This window comes from Burkholderia sp. Bp8998 (genome assembly GCF_003854235.1).
In the GTDB taxonomy this organism is placed as follows: domain Bacteria; phylum Pseudomonadota; class Gammaproteobacteria; order Burkholderiales; family Burkholderiaceae; genus Burkholderia.
Genome location: NZ_QTQF01000017.1, coordinates 48,043 through 69,386 on the forward strand (window position 1 = coordinate 48,043; position 21,344 = coordinate 69,386).

30 protein-coding genes are annotated in these 21,344 nt (G+C 58.4%); 11 read left to right on the top strand and 19 right to left on the bottom strand.

The genetic code is table 11. From position 1 onward, the window contains the following. Positions 1 to 25: 25 nt before the first annotated feature. From DIE06_RS18220 to DIE06_RS18295, 16 genes are all read right to left on the bottom strand, one after another. Positions 26 to 388 (bottom strand): hypothetical protein, encoded by a 363-nt coding sequence (locus DIE06_RS18220; protein ID WP_124506371.1) that lies wholly within the window; start codon positions 386 to 388, stop codon positions 26 to 28. Between the two features lie 34 nt (positions 389 to 422). Further along, positions 423 to 629: a hypothetical protein gene (locus DIE06_RS18225; RefSeq protein WP_124506372.1), complete on the bottom strand. Its 207-nt coding sequence runs from the start codon at positions 627 to 629 to the stop codon at positions 423 to 425. Between the two features lie 5 nt (positions 630 to 634). Further along, positions 635 to 841, bottom strand: a complete 207-nt coding sequence (locus tag DIE06_RS18230) for a hypothetical protein (RefSeq protein ID WP_124506373.1) — start codon at positions 839 to 841, stop codon at positions 635 to 637. Then, positions 838 to 1,167, bottom strand: a complete 330-nt coding sequence (locus tag DIE06_RS18235) for a hypothetical protein (RefSeq protein WP_124506374.1) — start codon at positions 1,165 to 1,167, stop codon at positions 838 to 840. The genes DIE06_RS18230 and DIE06_RS18235 overlap by 4 nt, the downstream gene beginning before the upstream one ends. Positions 1,168 to 1,199: 32 nt before the next feature. Beyond that, positions 1,200 to 1,556 carry a hypothetical protein gene (locus tag DIE06_RS18240; protein WP_124506375.1) on the bottom strand — a complete coding sequence of 119 codons (357 nt, stop codon included), beginning with the start codon at positions 1,554 to 1,556 and terminating at the stop codon, positions 1,200 to 1,202. Continuing rightward, complete coding sequence (locus tag DIE06_RS18245; protein WP_124506376.1) at positions 1,549 to 1,983, bottom strand: hypothetical protein; 435 nt, start codon at positions 1,981 to 1,983, stop codon at positions 1,549 to 1,551. Before DIE06_RS18245 ends, DIE06_RS18240 begins: the two co-directional genes overlap by 8 nt. Before the next feature lies 1 nt (position 1,984). After that, positions 1,985 to 2,260, bottom strand: a complete 276-nt coding sequence (locus tag DIE06_RS18250) for a hypothetical protein (RefSeq protein ID WP_124506377.1) — start codon at positions 2,258 to 2,260, stop codon at positions 1,985 to 1,987. 10 nt (positions 2,261 to 2,270) lie between these two features. Then, positions 2,271 to 2,576 carry a hypothetical protein gene (locus DIE06_RS18255; protein WP_124506378.1) on the bottom strand — a complete coding sequence of 102 codons (306 nt, stop codon included), beginning with the start codon at positions 2,574 to 2,576 and terminating at the stop codon, positions 2,271 to 2,273. Positions 2,577 to 2,601: 25 nt separating this feature from the next. Continuing rightward, the gene (locus tag DIE06_RS38325) at positions 2,602 to 2,778 is read right to left on the bottom strand and encodes a hypothetical protein (protein WP_185648381.1); all 177 of its coding nucleotides are present in this window, start codon (positions 2,776 to 2,778) and stop codon (positions 2,602 to 2,604) included. After that, positions 2,775 to 3,419 carry a hypothetical protein gene (locus DIE06_RS18260; protein ID WP_124506379.1) on the bottom strand — a complete coding sequence of 215 codons (645 nt, stop codon included), beginning with the start codon at positions 3,417 to 3,419 and terminating at the stop codon, positions 2,775 to 2,777. The genes DIE06_RS38325 and DIE06_RS18260 overlap by 4 nt, the downstream gene beginning before the upstream one ends. 17 nt (positions 3,420 to 3,436) lie before the next feature. Beyond that, on the bottom strand, positions 3,437 to 3,715 hold the full coding sequence (locus DIE06_RS18265; RefSeq protein WP_124506380.1) for a hypothetical protein: 279 nt from the start codon (positions 3,713 to 3,715) through the stop codon (positions 3,437 to 3,439). A gap of 21 nt (positions 3,716 to 3,736) precedes the next feature. After that, the gene (locus tag DIE06_RS18270) at positions 3,737 to 4,027 is read right to left on the bottom strand and encodes a hypothetical protein (RefSeq protein WP_038728852.1); all 291 of its coding nucleotides are present in this window, start codon (positions 4,025 to 4,027) and stop codon (positions 3,737 to 3,739) included. 3 nt (positions 4,028 to 4,030) lie between these two features. Next, a complete protein-coding gene (locus DIE06_RS18275) occupies positions 4,031 to 4,345 on the bottom strand; it encodes a hypothetical protein (RefSeq protein WP_124506381.1) in 315 nt (104 codons plus the stop codon). Between the two features lie 196 nt (positions 4,346 to 4,541). Further along, a complete protein-coding gene (locus DIE06_RS18280; protein ID WP_124506382.1) occupies positions 4,542 to 4,949 on the bottom strand; it encodes a hypothetical protein in 408 nt (135 codons plus the stop codon). 1,111 nt (positions 4,950 to 6,060) lie between these two features. Continuing rightward, complete coding sequence (locus DIE06_RS18290) at positions 6,061 to 6,441, bottom strand: hypothetical protein (protein ID WP_124662571.1); 381 nt, start codon at positions 6,439 to 6,441, stop codon at positions 6,061 to 6,063. Between the two features lie 239 nt (positions 6,442 to 6,680). Beyond that, positions 6,681 to 7,439 carry a hypothetical protein gene (locus DIE06_RS18295; RefSeq protein WP_124662572.1) on the bottom strand — a complete coding sequence of 253 codons (759 nt, stop codon included), beginning with the start codon at positions 7,437 to 7,439 and terminating at the stop codon, positions 6,681 to 6,683. A gap of 471 nt (positions 7,440 to 7,910) precedes the next feature. On the opposite strand from DIE06_RS18295, the gene DIE06_RS18300 reads away from it, so the two are divergent. Further along, the gene (locus tag DIE06_RS18300) at positions 7,911 to 8,480 is read left to right on the top strand and encodes an HNH endonuclease signature motif containing protein (protein WP_185733421.1); all 570 of its coding nucleotides are present in this window, start codon (positions 7,911 to 7,913) and stop codon (positions 8,478 to 8,480) included. Positions 8,481 to 8,712: 232 nt separating this feature from the next. Here DIE06_RS18300 and DIE06_RS18305 read toward each other — a convergent pair whose 3' ends face one another. Together DIE06_RS18305 and DIE06_RS18310 are read right to left on the bottom strand one after the other, a co-directional pair. Further along, complete coding sequence (locus DIE06_RS18305; RefSeq protein ID WP_185648383.1) at positions 8,713 to 11,232, bottom strand: bifunctional DNA primase/polymerase; 2,520 nt, start codon at positions 11,230 to 11,232, stop codon at positions 8,713 to 8,715. Then, the gene (locus DIE06_RS18310; protein ID WP_124506387.1) at positions 11,222 to 11,773 is read right to left on the bottom strand and encodes a hypothetical protein; all 552 of its coding nucleotides are present in this window, start codon (positions 11,771 to 11,773) and stop codon (positions 11,222 to 11,224) included. Before DIE06_RS18310 ends, DIE06_RS18305 begins: the two co-directional genes overlap by 11 nt. Positions 11,774 to 11,978: 205 nt before the next feature. Between DIE06_RS18310 and DIE06_RS18315 the strand changes: the two genes are divergently transcribed. The 10 genes from DIE06_RS18315 to DIE06_RS18360 all read left to right on the top strand — a co-directional run bounded on the left by DIE06_RS18315 (position 11,979) and on the right by DIE06_RS18360 (position 21,171). Continuing rightward, entirely contained in the window at positions 11,979 to 13,763 is a 1,785-nt protein-coding gene (locus tag DIE06_RS18315; protein WP_185648384.1) for a phage terminase large subunit family protein, read from the top strand. Further along, positions 13,729 to 15,312, top strand: coding sequence for a hypothetical protein (locus DIE06_RS18320; protein ID WP_124662575.1), 1,584 nt, complete (start codon positions 13,729 to 13,731; stop codon positions 15,310 to 15,312). The genes DIE06_RS18315 and DIE06_RS18320 overlap by 35 nt, the downstream gene beginning before the upstream one ends. Positions 15,313 to 15,391: 79 nt before the next feature. Continuing rightward, positions 15,392 to 16,519 (top strand): hypothetical protein, encoded by a 1,128-nt coding sequence (locus DIE06_RS18325; RefSeq protein ID WP_124662576.1) that lies wholly within the window; start codon positions 15,392 to 15,394, stop codon positions 16,517 to 16,519. Positions 16,520 to 16,546: 27 nt separating this feature from the next. Beyond that, on the top strand, positions 16,547 to 16,969 hold the full coding sequence (locus tag DIE06_RS18330; RefSeq protein ID WP_124506391.1) for a hypothetical protein: 423 nt from the start codon (positions 16,547 to 16,549) through the stop codon (positions 16,967 to 16,969). Between the two features lie 125 nt (positions 16,970 to 17,094). Then, positions 17,095 to 18,288, top strand: a complete 1,194-nt coding sequence (locus tag DIE06_RS18335) for a hypothetical protein (protein ID WP_124506392.1) — start codon at positions 17,095 to 17,097, stop codon at positions 18,286 to 18,288. Between the two features lie 76 nt (positions 18,289 to 18,364). After that, complete coding sequence (locus tag DIE06_RS18340) at positions 18,365 to 18,691, top strand: hypothetical protein (protein WP_124506393.1); 327 nt, start codon at positions 18,365 to 18,367, stop codon at positions 18,689 to 18,691. Between the two features lie 11 nt (positions 18,692 to 18,702). Further along, on the top strand, positions 18,703 to 19,431 hold the full coding sequence (locus DIE06_RS18345; RefSeq protein WP_124662577.1) for a hypothetical protein: 729 nt from the start codon (positions 18,703 to 18,705) through the stop codon (positions 19,429 to 19,431). Positions 19,432 to 19,433: 2 nt separating this feature from the next. Continuing rightward, the gene (locus tag DIE06_RS18350; RefSeq protein WP_124506395.1) at positions 19,434 to 19,952 is read left to right on the top strand and encodes a hypothetical protein; all 519 of its coding nucleotides are present in this window, start codon (positions 19,434 to 19,436) and stop codon (positions 19,950 to 19,952) included. Further along, entirely contained in the window at positions 19,952 to 20,713 is a 762-nt protein-coding gene (locus DIE06_RS18355; RefSeq protein ID WP_124662578.1) for a hypothetical protein, read from the top strand. The genes DIE06_RS18350 and DIE06_RS18355 overlap by 1 nt, the downstream gene beginning before the upstream one ends. After that, the gene (locus tag DIE06_RS18360) at positions 20,710 to 21,171 is read left to right on the top strand and encodes a hypothetical protein (RefSeq protein ID WP_124506397.1); all 462 of its coding nucleotides are present in this window, start codon (positions 20,710 to 20,712) and stop codon (positions 21,169 to 21,171) included. The genes DIE06_RS18355 and DIE06_RS18360 overlap by 4 nt, the downstream gene beginning before the upstream one ends. Here the strand turns inward: DIE06_RS18360 and DIE06_RS18365 are convergent. Further along, positions 21,149 to 21,343 carry an Arc family DNA-binding protein gene (locus DIE06_RS18365; protein ID WP_038728891.1) on the bottom strand — a complete coding sequence of 65 codons (195 nt, stop codon included), beginning with the start codon at positions 21,341 to 21,343 and terminating at the stop codon, positions 21,149 to 21,151. The genes DIE06_RS18360 and DIE06_RS18365 overlap by 23 nt on opposite strands. Between the last annotated feature and the right edge of the window lies 1 nt (position 21,344).

The window sequence follows — 21,344 nt, forward strand, 5'->3', positions numbered from 1 at the left end:
ACTCTTCCTTACTCAACCGGCTGAATCAGTGCAGAAACGCCCTCGAAGCGATCTGTGCAGCGGTAGCGAGAACCGTCAATGTCACGAGCCACGTGATCATGGAGGTTTTCGCTTTCTCGATTTCGACACGAAACTCCCCACGCGTCTCCGTGAGGCCGAGCTTCATGTCTGCGCGGACGTTGTCGATTTCACGACGCAGATCGGTACGCGTCGCGTCGACCTTCTGCTCAACCGCCGTCTGCGTGTTGAGTAGATCCTGCTTTGTCGCCAGGGTCTGGTCGATCGCATCAGCCAGCGCCTCGGCCTGCATCACCGCGGTCTCGCGCGGGACCCCGCCTTGTTCGAGGCGCTTGACGTAAGCCAAGGTGTCGAAAGCGACAGACATCATGATTTCTCCTTGTACTTTGTAAGTTGATTCTACGCTATGCGGCAGTGGTTTCGGGAGCGCATCGACCCCAATTGCTGACGACCTTGTGACTGGTCGCCGTCGTGCGCTCGACATAGCCATACGCGCCCTCGTTGGCAAGCTGCTTGGCATGGGTTTCTGCATTCTTCTGCGAGCGGAATTCCCGGACGCGGTACTTGCCGCCTTGCGTCGTGAAGCGGGTGCGATAGATCGGCTTGCTCATATTTTTCACAATGTGAAATTAGGATCGTGCAGGGTGCGCCACGCGGCGTCGCGAGCCTTCCGGCCCGACAACCCCTGCCGCTTGAACTGCTCGGTCAGCTGCCGGCGCGCGCGCCGGTCGGCCATGTCCGGGTTTGTGTACAGGTCCAGCTCAAGCTCGGCGACGCGCGCTTCCAGGCGCTGGATGCACTCCAGCAGTTGCTCCGGGTTCATCCGTGTTGCTCAGCCAGCTGATTGGCCAGTTCGGTCGCCCCCTTGAGGACGTCGTCCAGGCACAAGTGATGGTCACAAACAACATCCCAACCATCGTTACCGTAGACGAGGTACACAGAGCCGACGTGGTTGTCGTCTTTCCAGAAGCGCAGATACTCCTCATCGCAGGCAAACAGCTCTGCGAGGATCTTGTCCTTATCCGTGCTCTTCGAAATGGCCGTCTGCTCACCATCAAAGACGCTCAGCTTGAAACCTGCGGCGAGCGCGTCGACGACAATCTTTTCGACGATCTGCTTCTCGATCGCAATGCGTTGTTCGATATTCATGTGTTGATCCTTGGTTCAACTTGAACTTGTGATCATTCGTCGACGGGAAACTGCACGCCGAGCGTCTTCGCCAGACGTGTGGCTTTCTCACGGATTTCGGCTGTTCCAAGAGGCGCTGAGAAAGAGTTGAACTCCCCCTCCACGCTGTAGCAGTCGACCAGCTCTGCGAGAAAGTCCGCCACGTTCGAGACAACATCTTTGGTGAGCGGATCTCTCGGTGTATCTCCTTCGTGAGCGGTAGCAGTTCCGCTACTCTCGCAGTCAAAGGCTTCGGAGCCATGCTGTGCGTATGCCTCCAACGCTGCCTTCTTCGCTTCTTCCGAGTTGGACGCTTCGAAGTCGTGCGTGTAGTACGTTGGCCGCGCGACAGTGATGGTGAATCTAGCCATGAGTGCCCTCCCCACGAATCACCGCCTCGATGCGTTCGACGACATCTGAAGGGGGTGTTGCACGCCCCACTTCGTATTCATGGTGCGAGAACAGGTAATCAGCGGTAGGCCGATCGATTTCGAAGAAGGCACACACTGCCTCCCACGACTCCTTGCCGTCAAAGGTGGGGCTGAGTGCCGAGCTGTAGCAGACCTCATCCCACTTGTAGCTGAGACCTTGGGCCTGGAACTCGGGCGTCGTGCAGGCCCAACCAACTGCGCACGCGGTCGTGCCGCACTCCACGATGCGCTGAGGGAGACCGCTGCTGGGGATGGCCAGTGCTTCTCGCGTCGACCAAGGGCTATCGACCCAGTCGCCGAGATCGAAGTGGTTCGGATTGACGGTCCTGAGCATATTGCTCAGCATCTTGAGACGTTCGATGTGCATGTCAGTGCTCCCCGTATGCCGATTCGATCGACTTCCCCGAGTGAACACAAACCATGTTCGCGTCTTCCCAGTTGATATCCATCGCGATCACCTTCCAGCCACCGTGCTTGTCATTTGCGATGATCGCGTCGCGGACAAGACCTGCGTTTTCTTTTGCGGCCTCGAACGACAGCGTTTCGCAATCGGATGTGATGAAGTAACACGGATAGCCGCCCGGCCAAGTGTAGGGACCGTGGTCCAGCGCCTTGTTGAAGTCGAATACGTGCTTGATGTTCATCGCATCCGCCTCAGAAGACGTACTCGTCGTTGTGGTAGACGGTCAGCACCACCGGGGTGTCGGCCGTCATGTACGGGTTGTAGGCGATACCCGTAACCTTTGCTCCGGTCTCGCGTTCGAATCGAGCGATCGTCTTTCTGATGTGGTCGCTCAACTGAAACTGGAGAATGTCACGAGCGAACTTCACTTCTCGCTTCGTGTAAGGGGTAGGTTCAGGTTGAATCGTTGCGTTGGCGATCAGCTTGTCGATAGCGACAACGGCAGCGGTGTTTGCGTCATCGTCCTTCGTGATCGGGGCCAGTTCTTGCGTGCTCATGTTTTGATCCTGCGTGGTGGTGGTGTTAGCTTGCCCGGTACTCCGGGTACATCTGAGCAATTTCGGATCGACTCGTGACCGTGTAGTCGTCGTGCATCCAACGGCCGATAAAGCTCTGCGCGTCGGCTGCGGAGTCGAAACCCGCGACGATGAATTTCGTCTTGCGGTTGATCACGTAATACGGGAAGTTGGGGTTGGTCACGCCGGCACTCCCTCGCGCTCCTCTCGCACTCTGTCGTAGCTCGGGTCGCTGTACTTCGCGAAGAGATGCGGAAACGCTTCTTCGATCCGTCGACAGTTCGACATGTCAGCGTTGATCCATGCGTGGGCCAGTTTCCGAGCAAACTCGCCGGCGAAGTCGCGCATGTTGAATGCCATGCGCTGCCGCTCAGCGTAGGACCGCGACGAGATCGGATGCGGGCGTTGCTTCAGGCACATGCGACCGTGCTGTGCGTACATGGCAGCAAGACGCTGCTCGTGTGTCTCCTGCATGCCAGCAAAATGCTCGAGCATCGCCGTCAGGTGGAGAATCACGTCACGCTCGTTGAGCGATTCAGCTCGATCAGTCACGGTGCGTTGATCCTCCAGCTCGTAATACCAAGCCTTGCGTAGATGCGGGCCGTCTTGATGGTTCTTGATCACCATGCCGCACTGCTTGGCCATGTTGTCGATGAGCACGTCGAGCGGCAGGTTCACGTCGCGTTGTTCATCGTTCAGCTGCTCGAACACGCTTGCAGTAAGCACAATCTGCATCGCTCGTTCGACGTATGGTGCGCGCTGGCCAGCGTCGCTCATCATCTCTTCGAAACTTTCAAACGGGCCGTAGGTGGTGGTGTTGCCCATGATGTTTGATCCTTGGTTCAGGTTGAACCAATCAGAGCGTCGAACTCTTCTTGGTCAAGGTGGTAGTTGCGTTGGGATTGCGCGTCCTCCGTTACGAGGCGTGCCGCGACGTCCCAGGTCTCAGCCGTATTGCGCTGGCAACCGTAGACAAAGTAGTCCCAATGCCCGTCGTCACGCGGCACGATGAAGACCGGAAGGCCCTTCACCAGCGCGCAATCAACGATCGGCTTGCCCGCGATACTCGGGCACCGACCTTTTCTCCATTCGACGGGATTGGGCCGACGTGAGAACAACATGGCCCCTCCTAGAAAATCCGCTCAGCTGTAGACCGGCTCCAGCGGCAGATGCGTAGCCGCGTTGCTGAACTCCTGCAACACGTCACGGATGACTCTTGCGTTGCGTCGATTGAGAACCAGCGTTGCGCACATGCGATCGAACGTTGCCTGCTCGATCTTGCTCGTGATCGCGCCGTGCTCTTCCTGATAGAACTTCAACAGGCGCTGCCTCAATTTCGCCGGCACCGTGGTCGAGCATTCGTGTTCGGCACATTCGCGCTGCGTGGCGAACTCCCTGCCGTCCGAACTGGTGTACTTGCGGATCTCACGCATGGCTCACCCCAGGATCGATTGCGACTGGGAACGCTCGGTGGCCTGCTGCACGAGTTCCAACCCGTCGAGTTCGAGCCTGCCACTCTTGATCTGCTCAAGAATCTTCTCGACTTGCTGGAGGTTGTTGATGACCCCGTCGACGATCTTCATCAGCGGCTCGTCCTGCAACGCAACGCCGCACGACGCCTTCGCGTACTCATCGTTGATGATCTGCGCGAGGTTGTCGGGTAATACCACGGTCACTTCGTGGCGCAATGCCTCGACGTAATTGGTGAACTGCCGGCCATCGGCCGTCACATATGTCTCGATAGTCTTCATGGTGGTGGGTTCTCTTCAGGGAATGCAGGCCGATCTCTGTCAGCTCGTGAACACGGTCAAGATCGGTCGAATGTCCTGCTCACTGTCTTCACGCGACTTGAACAGCTCGTCGATTGCGTCAAACAGTTGGGGAGCCTCGGAATAGATAGAGTTCATGGTCTACGTTGATTCTTCTTGTTAGGTCTCAGGCGATGGTTCAAGTTGAACCTATCGGGTGTGGGTCGACGCCTTGAAACAACGCGTGATGAAAGACGTCGTGCAGGTAATCCTTGATGCTGTTCCGGTTTCGGCCAGTGATCCGGATAACAGCCCCCGTTTCCAGCGATGGCGTGACGATCACGTGGTGTTCCGACCATCCGTCGTACATCCCGTGTCCGTTCATGTGGTGAAAATCAGCTTGAAATACCAGCTTGTTGCTCTTGCATTCGCCTTCGAGCAGTTGCGTGCCCGAGTCAAGGCCCGAGCCTGAAGGAAGCATGTCGAGCAGCTTTCGGAGGTGCGCTTCGTGGTTTGGCAGGAAGGAGCTGCGTGCGGACTTGCAGCGCTCGATAGTCGCGAGCGTGGACGCAATCGCGGCATAAAGCGGCATGGTGGTGGTGTGCATGATTCCTAGCGGAATGGTTTTGCCAGAGGCTCTATATGCCGCTGGCGTTGTTTTAGGCTAGGTGGGTATACGGGAGATCCCGCAGTGCCCGCCTGGGCCTGGGAAAACGGTCTGGCCCGGAGATTCAGCCGAAGATGTGCGCCCACACTCCGATCACGGCCAGTATCACGGTCGCGAGAGCGCACAGTCTGCCGATGGTGCGATCGGCGGAATCAGCGGAAGCCAGCTCGCGAGCGGTGAGTTCCACCCGGACGTTCCAGCCGCGGATGGTTCGAGTCGTCGAGACCGTGGTCGTCCGCACATAGGCTCGGGCGTCATACAGCGAAGGTGCAAGTTGCACGTTTCGCGGAGCACGAGCTGGAGCGAGGACGACGAGCGCGCGGCCTGCTACTGGAGCACGAGCTAGAGCACGAGCTGGAGCGGTAGCGAGCAACGCGTTTCTTTGAGCGGTCTCGATTACTTGCTGCGAGGGGGACAAGCATATCCGGTTTACAGGTGTAATTTTCATTGTCTTTGGCATTTATCGTATAGACGCGACAGAAACGCGATTCGGTAGCGCGTCGCAAATTCAGAGGGGACAAGGATGGAGGTCTGATTCGTTTCTTATATAAAACTAGAACTATCAGATAGATGCGATCTCGCAATGAAGTCGACTTTGGCGCTCATCCTTGTCCCCTCCCTTTTCTTCTTCGGAACGGAAAGAGAAAGAGAAAAAGAAGAGAAGTTAAATAGCTAAGTCATTGATTACAGACGACAAACCAACACAACTATCAGATAGTTGCCGCTGCGCTTTGCACCCCTCCTGGCCATTGACCGGAGCTGGAGTTGGAGGGGGCGTGGTAGCGGACTAGGGACAAGGAAAATTATGTTGTATAGAAACAACATAGTTTCAGGTGCCGGGTTACGCTCCGCACATTCGCTACCGCTCCCACAAAATCTCCCGGTCCAACTATCAGATATATGTGCGCGTTTCGCGTAACGCGGAATACCGCACGATTAACCATTTCGGTTCAAGTTGAACGTTTGCACTCGCTTTATTTCCCACTTATCGAATGCGCCCCATACCAATAACGACACGATCGCCAATGCCGCTACCGCTCCCGCGACCATGTCAGCGCCCTCCGCGCAGCGCGCGCAACGTTGCCCCGTCGCGGACGGTCGCGCCCCATGCGTCGACCAGCCGGCCGAGATCGCACCGGACCTCCTGGACCTGCACTTCGCGCCTGTATCGCGCCTCTGCCGCCCGCTGCCGCTTCCGCGTCATGGGTTGTGCTACCGCTTCTGCCGCAGGAGCGGTAGCGGCTTCGCGGGCGAACTCGGGCCATTCGTCTTCCGGGAGGTTGGCCCGGATCATCGCGATGCACGCCAGCCGCTCGGCGCGCTCGCCGTGCTGCTGATCAAACCGGAACGCGCGCTGATACTGGCGCTGCGCGTCAAGGCCGCTGGAAATCGCTTTCGAATAGTTGCTGATCGTCGGATCAAGGTAGCGCATCGGAATTCTCCGGATAGTTCAACTTGCACTTTTCATCCAGTTTCCCGATCAAGCCGCCTACTGGGCGCTACTATGCCTGCCGCAGAGGCATGACCGGATTCATGGATGTGAAGGTGCCCTTGCGACCGGCGCGTAAGCGGTAGCGCCGGCCCCCTATAGGGCGAAGAAAAAGGAACGACTCACGCCACCACGCGCGAGCCGTTCAAACCTGCCCAGTCTGGCAACTGGGCGGGGTTGACTTACGCTGCTACCGTTTCAGTCTCAGCGACTGCGATATTCAGGGCTGCTGCTGCCTGAACGTCAGCGAGAATCGTTTGTGCAAAGAACTGCCGATCCGAATCGGACATGCCAGCCATGACCGCACGCACGGATTCAGCGAAACGCGCCGCGTTTTCGCGCGATACGTCCGCAACGCTGCGGTTATCGGCTTCTTTCACCTCTGCGGCCGGCGCTTGTGCGGGTTGTGCATCGCTCGCGGGCACTTCAGGCGTGCTGCTCGTCACTTCAGACGGAGTCTTTGCGGTTGCGCCTTTCGGCTCGCGCTTGCCGGCCGCTTTTGCGAACCCGAACGCGGCAAACAACGCGTCTTGCGATGTGCAGCCCATGCCGAGAAGCCACGCGCGCACGATACCGGCCGCGTCTTCGTCTTTCTCTGCGTTCGCGATTTCCGTCACGGGCGCACCCTTGTCGGCTGCTTGCTTCGCGATGCCAACCGATTTTTCCGCGTAACGCTTCGCGGTCGGAAACGCGGCGCGCGTGGCGCTAACACGATCGGCCGCGCCCATCTCCGCCCACTTTTTACCGGCGCGTTGCTCGGCGATTTGCTCGCTCAACACGTCAATCAAACGAGCCGCGTAGCCGCGCGCGCCGTGATTGTCGTCGCGAAGGCACAAGGCAACGATTGCCGAGTAAGCGCGCGTGATTGCGCTGCGTTCCGTGCCGATGATTTCCTTCGCGGCATAGGTTGCCGCGCCCGATGCAATTTGAAACTCAGCCATGTTAGTACCCCTAAGCGTAGGTTGCGAATGGCGCGGGATTGCGCCGTTTGCTTTGGTTCAACTTGCACCTTTCATCTACTGCGCTGCGAAAGGTTCAACGTTGCACCTTTGGGACTGACCCGTGCGCAAGGCGCACGTCTCCCCCAGCGCGCACGGGGCGCATGCCCCGCGGTCGCTGCGTTACTGCATTTACCACGGTTATAAGGATACTATGATTTAGCGCGAAGGGGTTGCGCTGCGGTTTCGACTATGGTAGGCACACTGTTTTTGAATTTTTCGATTTTCCAACCATAGTATGTTTTATACTGATTGCGCTACCGCCCCAGCCCCTAGCCGTGCGGCCGGCAAGCGTCGACGCAACCGAAACATCTGGTAACAACATTTTGGGGACGGATATTGCGGCATAGGCCGCTTGGACTCCGAATGTTCTGGCCCCCGCTCTCAGCACGACCCCATGAAGCAGAGATGACAATGGAGAAAGAGAAACTAAAGCGCCAAGACTTTACAGTTGAGATGGCGCGTGAGCACTTTGGCTACGATCCGGTAGTCGGTCGCGTTATTCGTCTGACAAACAGCCCAAGAGGACCTAAGTCTGCCGGAAAAGTCGCCAGCTCCTTACATAAGGCGTCAGGTTTTCGGCAGATAGTTTTCAAAGGGCTTGTCATCTATGAGCATCATCTCGTATGGGCACTAGCTTATGGATACTGGCCTACAGGGTCGATTCGACATCGCGACAATGACAAGCAAAACAACCAGGTAGAGAACCTGTTTGACCCCGCTCAAGTTGTAACCGTAAGTAACCTTGCAGACACGAAAGACGCCTTCCCTGGCGTCATCGTTACTAACTCCGGGAACTATCGAGCGACAATTTATCGAGATAAGGCAATCCACCTTGGTACGTTCGCAAGCCCTGTAGAAGCGCATGAGATGTACCTTGCTGCCAAAGTCGTTCTTCATAGTCCTCTTAACAGAGGAGTAAGTACCGATGAACTCTTAAAACCTCTTTTGATAAGCCGAAAGGGACTTGCAAAGGTAGGATGAGACAGGTACAGTTAACAAAGTGCTTGATGATCTGTGGTGGTGAGTCAAGCATGACAGGTTGAGAGACTTGTCTCAGACAGTCGAGGTGGCCAGCCTCACTGTCAGCCCTCTTCAGGGGCATGTTTTGATCAATGTTAGCTGTTAGGTCGCCCCGAGGATTAGCTACCCTCGGGGCGATTTTTTTCGTACTCGCGTTTTTAATAGTTCTCTTCGCGGTTGTACATGCTCAACATCAAGCGGCGATGGGCTTCACGCCAGAAGGGGCCGTCGACGTACTCTGCGAACCCGACGATCCCACAAGTGTGAGGTTTTCGTACTGAATCTCCTGCCCACCCAGCTCCGTGTTTCTGATCGTAAGCTTGAATCCGAACTCGGTAGCCAATTCCCGCATCTTGGCTCTGAACTGCGTCGATCCAACAGGCTTGGCACTTCCCGGCCCTACGCAGAAGGACCAGTATGTCTGATAGAGCTTCGTTTCCACCACCGAGATGGGGGCTGAACTCCTCGACCCAGCGGATGCCTCCTGTTGGAGAGCGCCCATCCGCACCTTGCCACTCTCCGTGAGAAAAAACCGGACACTGTTGTTGAGGTTGGCTACTTCCCGCATGGTCTGCTTATGCGAGTCGGGCAACGTGAACTCGTTGTGCGCCTTCAACCGGCTCATCGACTGCACGGCCCACGCGACGATAGCTTCACGCTCTTCGACGACAATCACATCACCGAGGTCCAGGCGGCGCTCGGAGGCCTTCACGGGCCGGTTGAACTGAAGCACGAGCCATCGACGGTTAAACCCCTCGGACGTATCTTCCGTGCGCGGGTAGTGATTCGAGGCGAACCAGTGCGTGCAGATCGGCCGGAATCGGAAGATCTGCCCTCCCTTCAGCTGCCCCGACATCTCCGCGCCATCGATAATGTCCTTGAAGCGCTGGCCATCAACCAGTTTCTTCTCGCTCAGCTCGCCCGCGACATTGATGATCTTCTCGAACATCTGAGTCGGCAGGAACTTGTCGGCCCACTCGTTCGGCGGCACCGCAGCGCGCGCGTTGTCGGGCACAAGCGATTGCGCGATCTTCAACAACTGGCTCTTCCCGGACTTCGGCGCACCCTGGAGCAGCACAGCACGCTGGAAGCGCGGGCCGAGACCGAACAACGTGACGGCCAGCGCCTCTTGAATAGCGTCGAGCTTCTGCTGGTAGTCCTCGTCCTCACCCCAGCTCTTCTTCAGGAATTCGAAGAACATCGGGCAATTTCCCGAGATTTCCGGCAGGTAACGAAACGGCAACGTATAGATCATGCCGTAGCCGGGGTCGTGATTCAGCAGTTTCAGGTCTTCCGTGAGGAAGCCGTTCGCGAAGTTCACGCCGCGCACGTCGAGTGTGCGGATACCCTGCGGCAAGATGGTCTTCATCAGGTTGTGAATGCCACGGATGTCGTTGAACTTCTTGCACGCCGTCAGATGTCCATAGTCGGCCGAGATCTTCGACAGCACGTAGTTGTCGTCGAGCTTTTCCCAGTGCGAACCGGCCCACTTCCAGAGAAAGCCGTTGTGCGCGCGCACGGGAAACATCTGCTCAAGGTCCTTGATGACGGCCCGTGCTACTTCCGACTGGTCTTGACCCTTGATCTCACCCATACGCAGCTCTTTGATGCGCGCCTTGAGCGAAGAAAGCTTCAGACCCATGCCACCCGACGTCGAAATGAAGTCGAGAATGCGGTCCTCTTCGAGCTTGTTGAGGCTCGACGTCGTGGCCACCTTGTGCAACGCCTTGTCGATTGACTGGCTGCGCTGCGGTGAATCCTTCGGAAACCGCTCGAATTCATCCAGGAGGAACTGCTTGAGGTCGTCGAAACCCCACTCTTCCTGCTCTTTCGTGAATTCAAGGCTGTACGCCTGCTTCTCTTCATCGGTCAGACCATCGTCCCAACCGCTCGGCAGCACCTTCTGCTTATCGTAGACGTCACGGTGCAGGAACTTGATCATGTTCTTGACATGCTTGTCGACGTCGATCGGATCGCCGGCAACGTTCTCGACGAAATCAGCGGCGTACGCCTGAAGCATGCCAATCGCCTCCTTCAACGACCGGTCGCCTCGCATAACTGCATACGCGAAAAGGCCAGCGCGCTCCGTCAGCGATGTGTCGCGAGAGCCGGCCGATGCAAAGTCGACCACGCGCGTCCAACCCGAGTGCGACAGCTCGACGCCAGCCTCCTGCAACGCAGCGCGTAGCATCGACTCGATCTGCTGGTCGAGCGCCGGCAACATGTGGACGACGTCAACCAGATCGCAGTTCGCCTCGTACGGGCGCTTCGTGTCCGGGTGGATCGACGGCGGCAGTACGGATTGGGTACGAGCCGACAGCATTTCGCAGATCGTCTCGCCCGACGTGTTCTTGATACGGAACGTCTTCAGGCCAGTGTACTTGAAGGCCAGCATCATCCCCTTCTTACCGATACGACACCAAGGCGACGTTGGCAGCAAGCTCTGAATGATAGACGTCAGCCGCTGGTCGACCGTGTCGATGTCCATCATGACGATGCCCGACTGCGGGCCGAGCACGATGCCGATGTTTGACGTCGGACACTGCTCAATCCACGCTTGCTGCTGCTCGGGCTCGACCGGATGATCGAAGTAGCGCGACCAATCGTTCGGGATCGGCTTCTTCTCTTCGGGGTACAGCGGGATAACAGGCAGGCCCTTTGCGTAGTACCTCGGTGCAGTCTGCGCGAAGATCGGTTGACGTTCAGTTCTCATTCGAAGACTCTTGTGTGGTGGTGGGCGTAGCGTCATCATCCGAACGACGAGTGGTGATTGCGCTGCGCAAGCGCTCCATGACCTCGGTACGCTGATCCGGCGACATGCACTCTTCCATGATGCTCAGTACCGTGTCCTGGAAGTCCCGGATCTGCTTGATCCCCAGTGCGCGCTCCCGAGCTGTCACCAAACGTTCGAGAAGACTGGTCGCCGTGCGGAAATAAGCCATGCGCTCCGTCTGGTCGGATTGAGGGATGGTCTTTCCGTAGTTCTTGAGGTCGGTGAAGACTCGATACAAGTCGATGTCGAGACTCGAATCGATCTGGTCTTCGGTGATCTCGAAATCCGCTATGTCAACCTTCTTCTGCTCAGGTTGAATCTGACGACGGATCAAGTTCGAGATCACTTTCTTGAATTCAGCACCGTAAGGGCATGCTTCATCGTCGAGGTAGGCCGCGTTCTCCGTGGCCAGGGTAAGGATCATCTTGATCGACCACTCCACGTGATCGGTGATGACCGGATAGTGAAAGTCGTTGCTCATAGGGTTCTCGCTGAAGAGGAGTGCAAGAATACCGGCCGGCCTCTCCGCGAAGAATGGAAATCACGACGTCTATCTGATAAATCCTCGCCTCTATCATCTGATGCCCATGGGAGGGACAACAACTGCCCCGTGCATCAGATTTTCTTTGTACTCCGATGACCGGCCGCGTAAAAATAGCGCCTGCTTAGATGGCCGAATCATCTCCATGTCCAACCAGTATCTCCAACAGCTCTACGAACGCGCAGCGAACCGCTGGTCGAAAGACCGCGCGTCAATGACCTATGGCGACTGGATCTGCGAGAACACCACGCACAACGACAGAGCTTTCTCGTTCAAGCGTTATCCCTTCCAGAAGCAGATCGCGGACGACATGCACGACAACCTCGACTGCATTAAGCCGTCTCAGGTTGGCCTGACCGAAGTGCAGATCCGGAAGGTGCTCGCGTTCATTGCTCGCAACCGCGGTGTAAATGTCATCTACACGCTGCCCGACGAGGCCATGATGGAGCGGATCTCTGTCGGCCGCGTTCGCCCACTCGTCGACGAGGAGCACGCATTCAACCTCGAATCACTCGGCGGCAAGAAGCCGACGCGCACGAAGGAGATCATTCAAGTCGGCAAAAGCTTCCTCTACCTCACCGCTGCCGGCGAAGGTGCGGCGACGTCCATCTCCGCAGACATGGTCGTCAACGACGAAGTGGATTTGACTGATCAGTCGATGCTTGCCCTCTTCAACTCGCGACTTCAAGGCTCAGACTGGAAGCTGAATCACCGCTTTTCGACGCCAACCTTCCAGGACTACGGCATCGACCAGACGTTCAAGGTCAGCGACCAGCACGAGTACATGTTGAAGTGCGCCTGCTGCAACCACTGGCAGGTGCCCGACTTCGAGCGCCCGTTCGTACGAATCCCTGGCCTTCCCGACAGTCTGGATTTCGAGGAGATCGAAGAGGCGATGATCGACGCCGGCACGATCGACCTCGACGCCGTCTCCATCCACTGCGAGCATTGTGGCGCGCCGCTGAACCTTGGTGACCATGAGCGCCGCGCATGGGTGCCGAAGTACCCGCAGCGCAAGCATGCGCGCGGCTATCGCGTGCGCGCCTTCTCTACCGAACGCCTACCGCCGAAGTACATCCTGCGTCAGCTCTTCATCTACAAGCGCAAGGACTTCATCCGCGGCTGGTACAACACCGTGCTCGGTCGCTCCCACACGGGGGGCGACCAGCGCCTGAATGACGCGGACATCAACGCGGCGTTCACCGAGTTTCAACTGGTCCGCCCGTCGAACAATGCGATGCCGGCGTGGCTTGGCATAGACATTGGTCAGACCTGCCACATCGTCGTCGGCGAAGGCTATGACGTGTCTTCGATTCATGTGGTCGAGTTCCTAACCGTTCCTGTCGGCCGCTTGCTTGAGGAGATCGCGCGCATCCTGACGACCTACCGCCTCGTTGCCGGTGGCTGTGACCGTCACCCGTACACGCCTACCGCTGAGGCAGTGCGCGACGCGTCCCATCGCCGCGTCCTGCCGAACGAGTACCGCGGCTCCAAGGAAATCAATCTCGTGAAGGACCCCGCCGGCGAGATCACACACATGCAATCCAACCGGACGCTCCTCCTCGACGAAGTGGCCCGAGCCATCCGGCTGCGCAAGATCAAGTTCTCCGGTTACGGGACGCACCGCTCGGCGATCGTTGAGCACCTGAAAGACATGGTTCGCAACGAAGAACCAGAGAAAGAAGCGGAATGGAAGAAGCTGAACGGTAACGATCACTTCTTCCATGCCTTGGGCTTCATGTTGTCTGCCGTGAAGCTACACACCACCAACGCATCCGCCCTCTTCAACACGGAAACGCGCAGTGTCATCCAGATCGTCGGCGCGACCGTGGGCATCAACGAGACCAGTCAACTCACGCTGGCCAATACCAAACACACCACTGGCAACTTGATCTATGGCAACGACCACCACCCGCAACTCTTCTTCTAAGGGAATCGGCGGGGCGCTCGGCGCGGCGCTCTCCATTATCCTGCCGCGTCGTTCCGCGAAGGGCGGCATGTCGATGCCTGGCACTTATAACCCGAGCGCGCCAACTCAGCTGCTCACGATGCCGACGTATCGCGAGCATTTGACCGACATCTTCAGTTCGCGCACGGCGAACGACTCGCGCGCCCTGATCAAGACCCTACTCGTCCAGGACCCGGACGTGTCGGCCGCAGCTAACGCGTACCTGACCGTGGCCAACACCGACCTGATGGCCGTCGTCTACGACGTGAACGGGATGATCGACCGCGACGGACAGAAAATCCTCAACGCAGTGATGCAAGGTTACGAGGTCCGCAACGACTACTCTAAGGGCTTCGACTTCAGGCCGTCGTTCAAGGAGCTGGCCGAGAACTTCCGGTACATGATCCTCGCGGGCGGCTCGCTGCCATGCGAAATGGTGCTCGACAAGACCTTCGTGCCGACCGAATTCCGCATGCTCGACCCGAAGACCCTCTGGTGGATCGAACCTCAACCGGGCGTCTTCACGCCTGAGCAACGCACGTCGGCCGGCGACACCATCGACCTGACGATCCCGACGTTCTTCTGCAAATTCTTCCGGCGTGACCCGACGACGATCTACACCTACTCGCCGTTTGTGTCCGCCATCAACACAATCGCCGGCCGGCAACAGGTGATCAACGACCTGTACCGGATCATGCAGTTGACCGGTTACCCTCGTCTCGAAGTGAAGGTGCTGGAAGACGTCATCACGCGCAATGCGCCGCTCGACACGAAAGCCAACCCCGTCAAGTTGCAGCAGTACGTCGCGAGCGTGATCAACGGGATCAGCGGTCAGATCGCGAACATTCGGCCGGATCAGGCGTTCGTCCATACGGACTCGTCGGAGGTCAAGATGATCAATGACAAGGCACCGGGGATGGGCATCGACATCTCGTCGATCATCGAGACGCTGAACGCGCAGAACCAAGCTGGCCTGCGCACGATGGGGACGATTCTCGGCAGGGGCAACGCTGGCGTGAACACAGCCTCGGTCGAAGCGCGCCTCTTCAGCATGACGGCCGAAGAGATCAACCAGCCGATCGCTGACCTGTTCTCAGACATGTTGACGCTCGCGATTCGTCTGCAAGGCTCGCAGTCCCGCGTGGTATGCAAATTCCGCCCCGCCGAGATGCGCCCGCTTACCGAGCTGGAACCGCAGCTCACGATGCGCGCGTCGCGCCTGAAGGCTGACCTGTCGCTGGGCATCATCGACGACGACGAGTACCACCTTGAGATGTACGGACGAATTCGACCCGACTCGGCTCCGATCCTCAGTGGCACGAACTTCATGCCGGGTACAAACGTCCAGGTCTTGACCGCTCAAGATAACCTTGACCAGCCGAACTCAGGTGGTTCTGGAGGAGACTCGGGAAAGACGAATGGCCCGCACGGCCCGGACGTCAGCAAGGTCAGCCCCAACTCCGACCCACTCGGCCGGTCGCTTTCCTCAAAAGGTTCGAAGTCCGCCGCGAGTAACGCGGTGAAGCCCTAAAAACTCTTTGACTCTCATTTAGCTGGTCGAAATAATACGGGCTACATTCACCGGGCAGCATGAAAAGCACCACACTGGCATGGCTAAGAGCGTTCCGATCACACCGAGAATTCAGAATCTGATCACCCGCAACAACGGGGGTGATCAGGTCGACTTCAACGCGATCGTCGTATTCGAAGCCTCGGTCACTAACACGCGCCCGCTGACGAAGCCCGGTTCGATTTTCGACAAAGGCCAGATCCAGGTTGACACGCTCAACCAGATGGCCAGCTATCTGAATAGCGGCGGCTTTGTCCCCCTCCAGACCCTTCACCCGAACGGAGACGAACTCCCCCTCGGTCGATTCTTCTACGGCGAAGTCCTCCCGTCGACGCTCGGCGACGGATCGAGCGAACTGGTCTGCCTCTTTTACCTGCCGAAAGACGATCCGAATGTCGCGAAGCTCGACAACGGGATCATCGACGAGGTCAGCGTAGGGTTTGTCGGCCAACAGCTGCTCTGTTCGAAGTGCAGTTGGGACTGGCGTGGCCCCGACGCCAGCTTCTCGAACTTCTACGACCGCGTGTGCGGCAATGATCACGTGCTCGGCGAAGACGGCGCGTATCTGAAGATCAACGGGCTGGATCGATGGACTGAAACGTCGCTCGTGTCGAAAGGCGCAGCGAACAACGCGAAGATTTTGGGCCGCACGAAGCAGCGGCTCGGCCAAGAGCAGTATGACCGCTTGGCAGCTTCGGGCGTCGCACCCGAGCATTTGATGCTGATTGCCACCACCACCACATCCCCTCGGAGTACGACGAAGATGGATAAGGAACTGATCGAAGAGCTGGCCAACCTGAAGGCGGGCCAGAAGATTCACGAACACACGATTTCGCTGAAAGAAGCGGAAATCGCGGCGCTCAAGACGACCAACGAGGCGTTGAGCACCGAGAACAAGACGCTGAAGGAAGGTACGGAGCTGAAGGCAGCGCAAACCTCGCTGGCCGAGTCGCAAGCGAAGGTGACGGAGCTGGAAGCTTCGGCAAAGACTGCTGAAACCGAGGTCGCCGATCTGAAGGCGAAGCTCGCGACCGCAGAAGCGCAGGTTGAAGTCCTGAAAGCGGGTGCCGGCAACGGTGGCCGCTCGCAAGGGTCCGATACCGGCACTGGTGCAACGAAGGGGACGACGCTTCACGCGTCGAGCGCGTTCAAGTCCGCGCCGCGTTAAGCGAACCCGCAACACGAGAGGTAATTCATGAGCAACGCTATCGGTAACGGCGTCTCCCTTCGTGGTCTCTACGATGAGGATTCGCAGTATCCGTTCAACCTGGCCGCGGGCATCAAGAAAGGTCAGGACGAAGGCAAGGCAGTGTCGATCGACCCGACCGCGCCCAATACGGTGAAGCTGGCCGGCGACGGTGATCTGCTCGCCGGCCGACTCGAAACGATCGAAAACCGCGTGACCGAAGGCCTGAACGTCGGCACCGTCTCGCTGGAAGGTGGCCTCGACTTCCTGGTCAAAGCGGGCTACGCCGCGACGCCGGGTGACCGCCTCGTCGGCGGTGGCGGCGGCACGGTTCGCAAGGCCGACCCTGCGAAGGACGCATTCGGTGGTTACTCGCCGTGGTGCGTCGTCGAAGTGCTGGCCAGCGGCAACGTGGTCGCGATCGAGCTGTAAAGAATGGCGGCAGATGACCTCGCCCACCACCGGGTTCATCTGCTGGAAGAGCTGCAAAACCCTCGTCAATTCCGACCACCACCGGGCTGACGAAGGTTCAAAAACAACTGACAACGGATCAAAACATGGCAGATCTGATCGACATCGAACGCCGCGCACCTGCGGAAGTTCTCGCCGGCCTCAAACCGGACGACACCACCGACGTCCAGCGCTCGATCAACGCTGGCCAGCGCCTCGTGCGCCTCGCCGCAGACTCGGGCCTCAACCTGCGTGACTATCTCACGCTCGCGATCGACCCGCGCCGTGCCGACGACGCAGGCCGCTACGATGGCCTGAACGGCTACGAAGCTGCGCTCGCCTACCTCAACCTGCCCGTCCGCCAGGATCTCTCGCAAGGCGTCCTGCTGCAAGCTGCATCGGAAACGTTCCAGACGTATCCGGGCACCCGCGCGATGTTCCCGGAAGTCATGGACGACATCCTGCGCTGGAAGAACCGCCAGGACCAGATCGAACAGGTCGCTCCGCTCGTCGCGCAGTCGCGCACGATCAACGGCACCGAGATGATCTCGACGTTCGTCGAAGACGACTCGAACGAGCGCACGACGCATACGATCCCGGAACTGGGCCGCATCCCGGTTCGCACGATCCGCACGTCGCAGCAGACGGTCGGCATCTTCAAGCACGGCTCGGGCTATCGTACCTCGTACGAATTCAACCGCCGTGCTTCGCTCGACATCATGACGCCGTTTGCAGCGCGCGTCGGCCGCGAGCTGGAGATCTCGAAGGTGCGCGCCGCGACGGCCATCCTGATCAACGGCGACGGCGTCAATGGTGCAGCTGGCGTGGTCAAGGTATCGGACTTCGGCGGCGATGCCACCAAGGCATTCTCGTCGAACTACAAGGCGCTCGCGAAGTGGCTCATGGCCCGCGCGAAGGCTGGCTACCCGATCGACACGATTATCGGCAACTACGACATGTTCGTAGAGCTGCTGTTCATGTTCCAGCCGGTGACGGGCATCTCGGGCGCGCATGCGACCGATATCGAAGCGCTGGTTGCGCAAGGTACGCCGAAGATCAACACCCAGGTCCCGATCCTCAACCAGTCGGTGAACTTCCACCTGTCGTCGGCGGTGCCGGAAGGAAAGCTGGTCGGCTTCACGAAGGCTGAAACGCTGGAAGAGCTGATCGAAGCCGGCTCGAACATCTCGGAAAACGAGCGTTCGATCCTGAACCAGTCGATCACCTACGTGCGTACGGAAAACACCGGCTACAAGCTGGCGTTCCCGGACACGCGCCAAGTCCTCGACGTGACCGCGTAAACCTCCGGTCGAGAGCCTGAAAGCCCGCCCCTCTCGGGCGGGCTTTTTTATGTCCTTTTATGGATAGATGATGAAGATGAAGAAGATCCTCGCACACACCACTGGCAAGTTCATGTTGCTCGACGGCATGAGCGGCGACGAGCTGGACGCTTTCCGCCCCTCGGTCGTTCGTCAAACCCCGTTCATCAACACTCGTGTCGGTCTGAATCAGGTTGAGATCGTCGCGGAGTTGAAGCCCGACGCCACGGACGCCGAATACGTCCGCTTCTTGAAGGAAGCAGATGGCGACTTCGACGTGGCCAACGAGTCGTTCCTCGCTCGATATGGCATCGACGCCGAGCCGACCGAGGCCGGTGAAGATGCCGAAGCCGCCCCGGCAACGTCCCGCCGTCGCCGCTCGTAAGGAGACGCGCCATGCAGTGGTTCCAGGCTGGTGAAGACCTGACCTTCGAAGTCGAGCTAATGGCCGGTGGCGTGCAAGCCCAACCTGATGCCGGTTCCGTGACGTACACCGTGCGTGACCAGAGCGGCGCTGTCCTGGCCGGCCTGGACCACGCTGCGCTCGATGTACCGGGCACGACCGCCCAAATCCTGCTGCCAGCTCACGTGAACGGCATCACCGCGGGAAACGACACCGAGACCCGATTCGTCTTCCTCGCCTTCAAAACGTCCGGGCAGAGCCGCCAGCAGCAGGTGGCCTATGGTCTACACCCCTTCATACCGATGAGCGCCGATGCGGACGCCGTGCGCGGTCTGATGGGGGTTTCCGTCGACGAGCTGCCAGACGAAGCGATCGACCTGATCCCGGCGTACTACTCGCTGCGCGCCGACTATGGTACGGACTTCACAAACGCCCTCGTGGTCGGGGACAGCCGTACGCGCTCGGCCGCGAATCGCGCTCTCGCCGCGCGCGCCGCGATCGACGCATTGCCCTCCTTCCAGTTGCGGCTCGTGCAGTCGAAACAAGTTGAGAACTCGAACTTCTCACGCTGGGACTGGGTCGACCTAGACAAGCTGAAGGAAGACCTGACAACTCAACTCGGCGCGAGCCTCGCGCAGCTGAGCGACACACTGGCCCGATCCGTCGCCGTGACGCCGACGATCTTCGTGGTCTCCTCCCCAACTGACCCGGTGACAGGCTAGTCATGACCACTCTACCTCAGCTCACCCGAATCCTCGTGAACGTATCACGAGGCAACGCCAAGGTGTACGGCATCGTCTCCTCACCGTCCGCGAAGTCGTCGTCCGAGCAGTTCACGACGCCCCAACGCATGCTTCATGTGCGCCGTGGCTCTGTCGCAAACCCCGGCGACACGGTCAACGACCTCGGGTTCTACTACGTCCTCGGGGATTTCAGCCGGACGGCAAACGATGCGATCTTCCGTATGTTCCATCTCCCGTTCAACGGGGATGTTCAACGTATCTCGCGCCAGACCGACCCCGTGTCCGGCTTCGCACGTAACGAGGCGATGTCGATGATCGGTAAGACGTGGTACGACGTACGCCCGCTCGGCCAGACCACTGACGTCAGTAACTCTAAGCGTCAGCGCTATCGAGTCATCACCGGGTTCCCGTTGCAAGAGGGTGACCTGATCGGGCCGAACAACTATCGCGTCTCGAATGTGAAGTTCGAGCTGGGCGTCACCGTGGCCGAGGCTGAGTAATGGCAGACGTCAAGGCTGTTCAAGACAGCGTGATGCAGTTCGTCCAGAACTTTATCTTTCAGAACGTCACGAACAGCCTTGCCGATTACGCCGACAAGGTTTCGGTGAAAATCAAGGATGAGATAACGAAGAAGCTGGACTCTTTCTTCACCGACCTTGTCGGGACCGGTTCGATCGGCTCGTCCGACCCACCCATGTGGCTCGGTCAAGTAGGCGCTCACTGGAACGAACTGACGTACTTCTATCTCCATTACGAGAAGAATGATCACGTCAACTATTTCCAGTACAGCACCCTCCCGCGCCGGGTGAAGAACAGTCCTGAGTCACGTCGTATGCGCCGCAAGCACATCGGTGATGCCAAGCAGATAAAGAACTCGCTGCGTAACGAGTTGATGCGTCTCGGCAACCCGTCGCAGTATTTCGGCGAGGTAAAGGTGACAATCGACGCGACTCGCATGCAGGGCCTTGGCCGCTACCCTGCTGGGACGATGCGCAATGGGGTCAAGGTCGGTGGACGATACTACAGCCGTCCGTCCGATACCGTTCGCATCGTAGTCGACTGGCTACCGAAGCTCAATAACATGAACGTGATGGTCGCCAACATGGTGGAGCAGTATCTGCCTGAGACAAACAACCTCGCCGCAAAGCTGACGAACAACCGGCGCGGTGCATACCGCCCGCTGGTGAGCGCATACATCCTCTGGTATCAGCAGAACATGATCTTTCCGATCATCAACCGAGCAGTCAAACCATACCTATGAAAAGCGAAAACCTCTATGGCGATCATCTGTCGAGTCTCCTGCGATTCTGCGCAGACCAGGCGACAAGCCTTCAGGCCTCGACGGGCATCGCGCTTCAACCCGTCTTCTTCGACTCTTACAACGACTACGACAAGCTACCGTCCGGTAATCTGATTGGAGTCGCACAGTATTCGCTCGACTTCGACGAACATCTGACGACGGTGTCAGCTGTCGTTGGTGTCGCGACCGAGAACGATACAAACGACTTTGATCTCACGCGAGTGATGAGCGCACTGGTTCAGCGGCTGCTACCGACGAAGTCGATCGACGTGCTCGATGCGTTGAAGGGGGAAAAGCTGGGGACGATGGTGGTGCAAAACGGCGTTCGCGTCTTGCCCGTAGGCGGTGGGCTGGGACGATCCATGAAGTGGGTCGCGTTCATGGCATCGTCCACGGTTACTGCGGATCTTTCTTCGTAATGCTGCTGATGAGCTTTTGATCGGCGCTCGTAGCATTGTCGATCGCAGTTTCAAGCAGATGGATGATCTCTGCATTCCGCGTTCGACGGTTAACTCTCGCACGCTGCTTGATCTGAACGTCGAGCGTGACGGGGATGCGTACCGTAAAGGCTTCGCGCTCTTCCAACTCCATT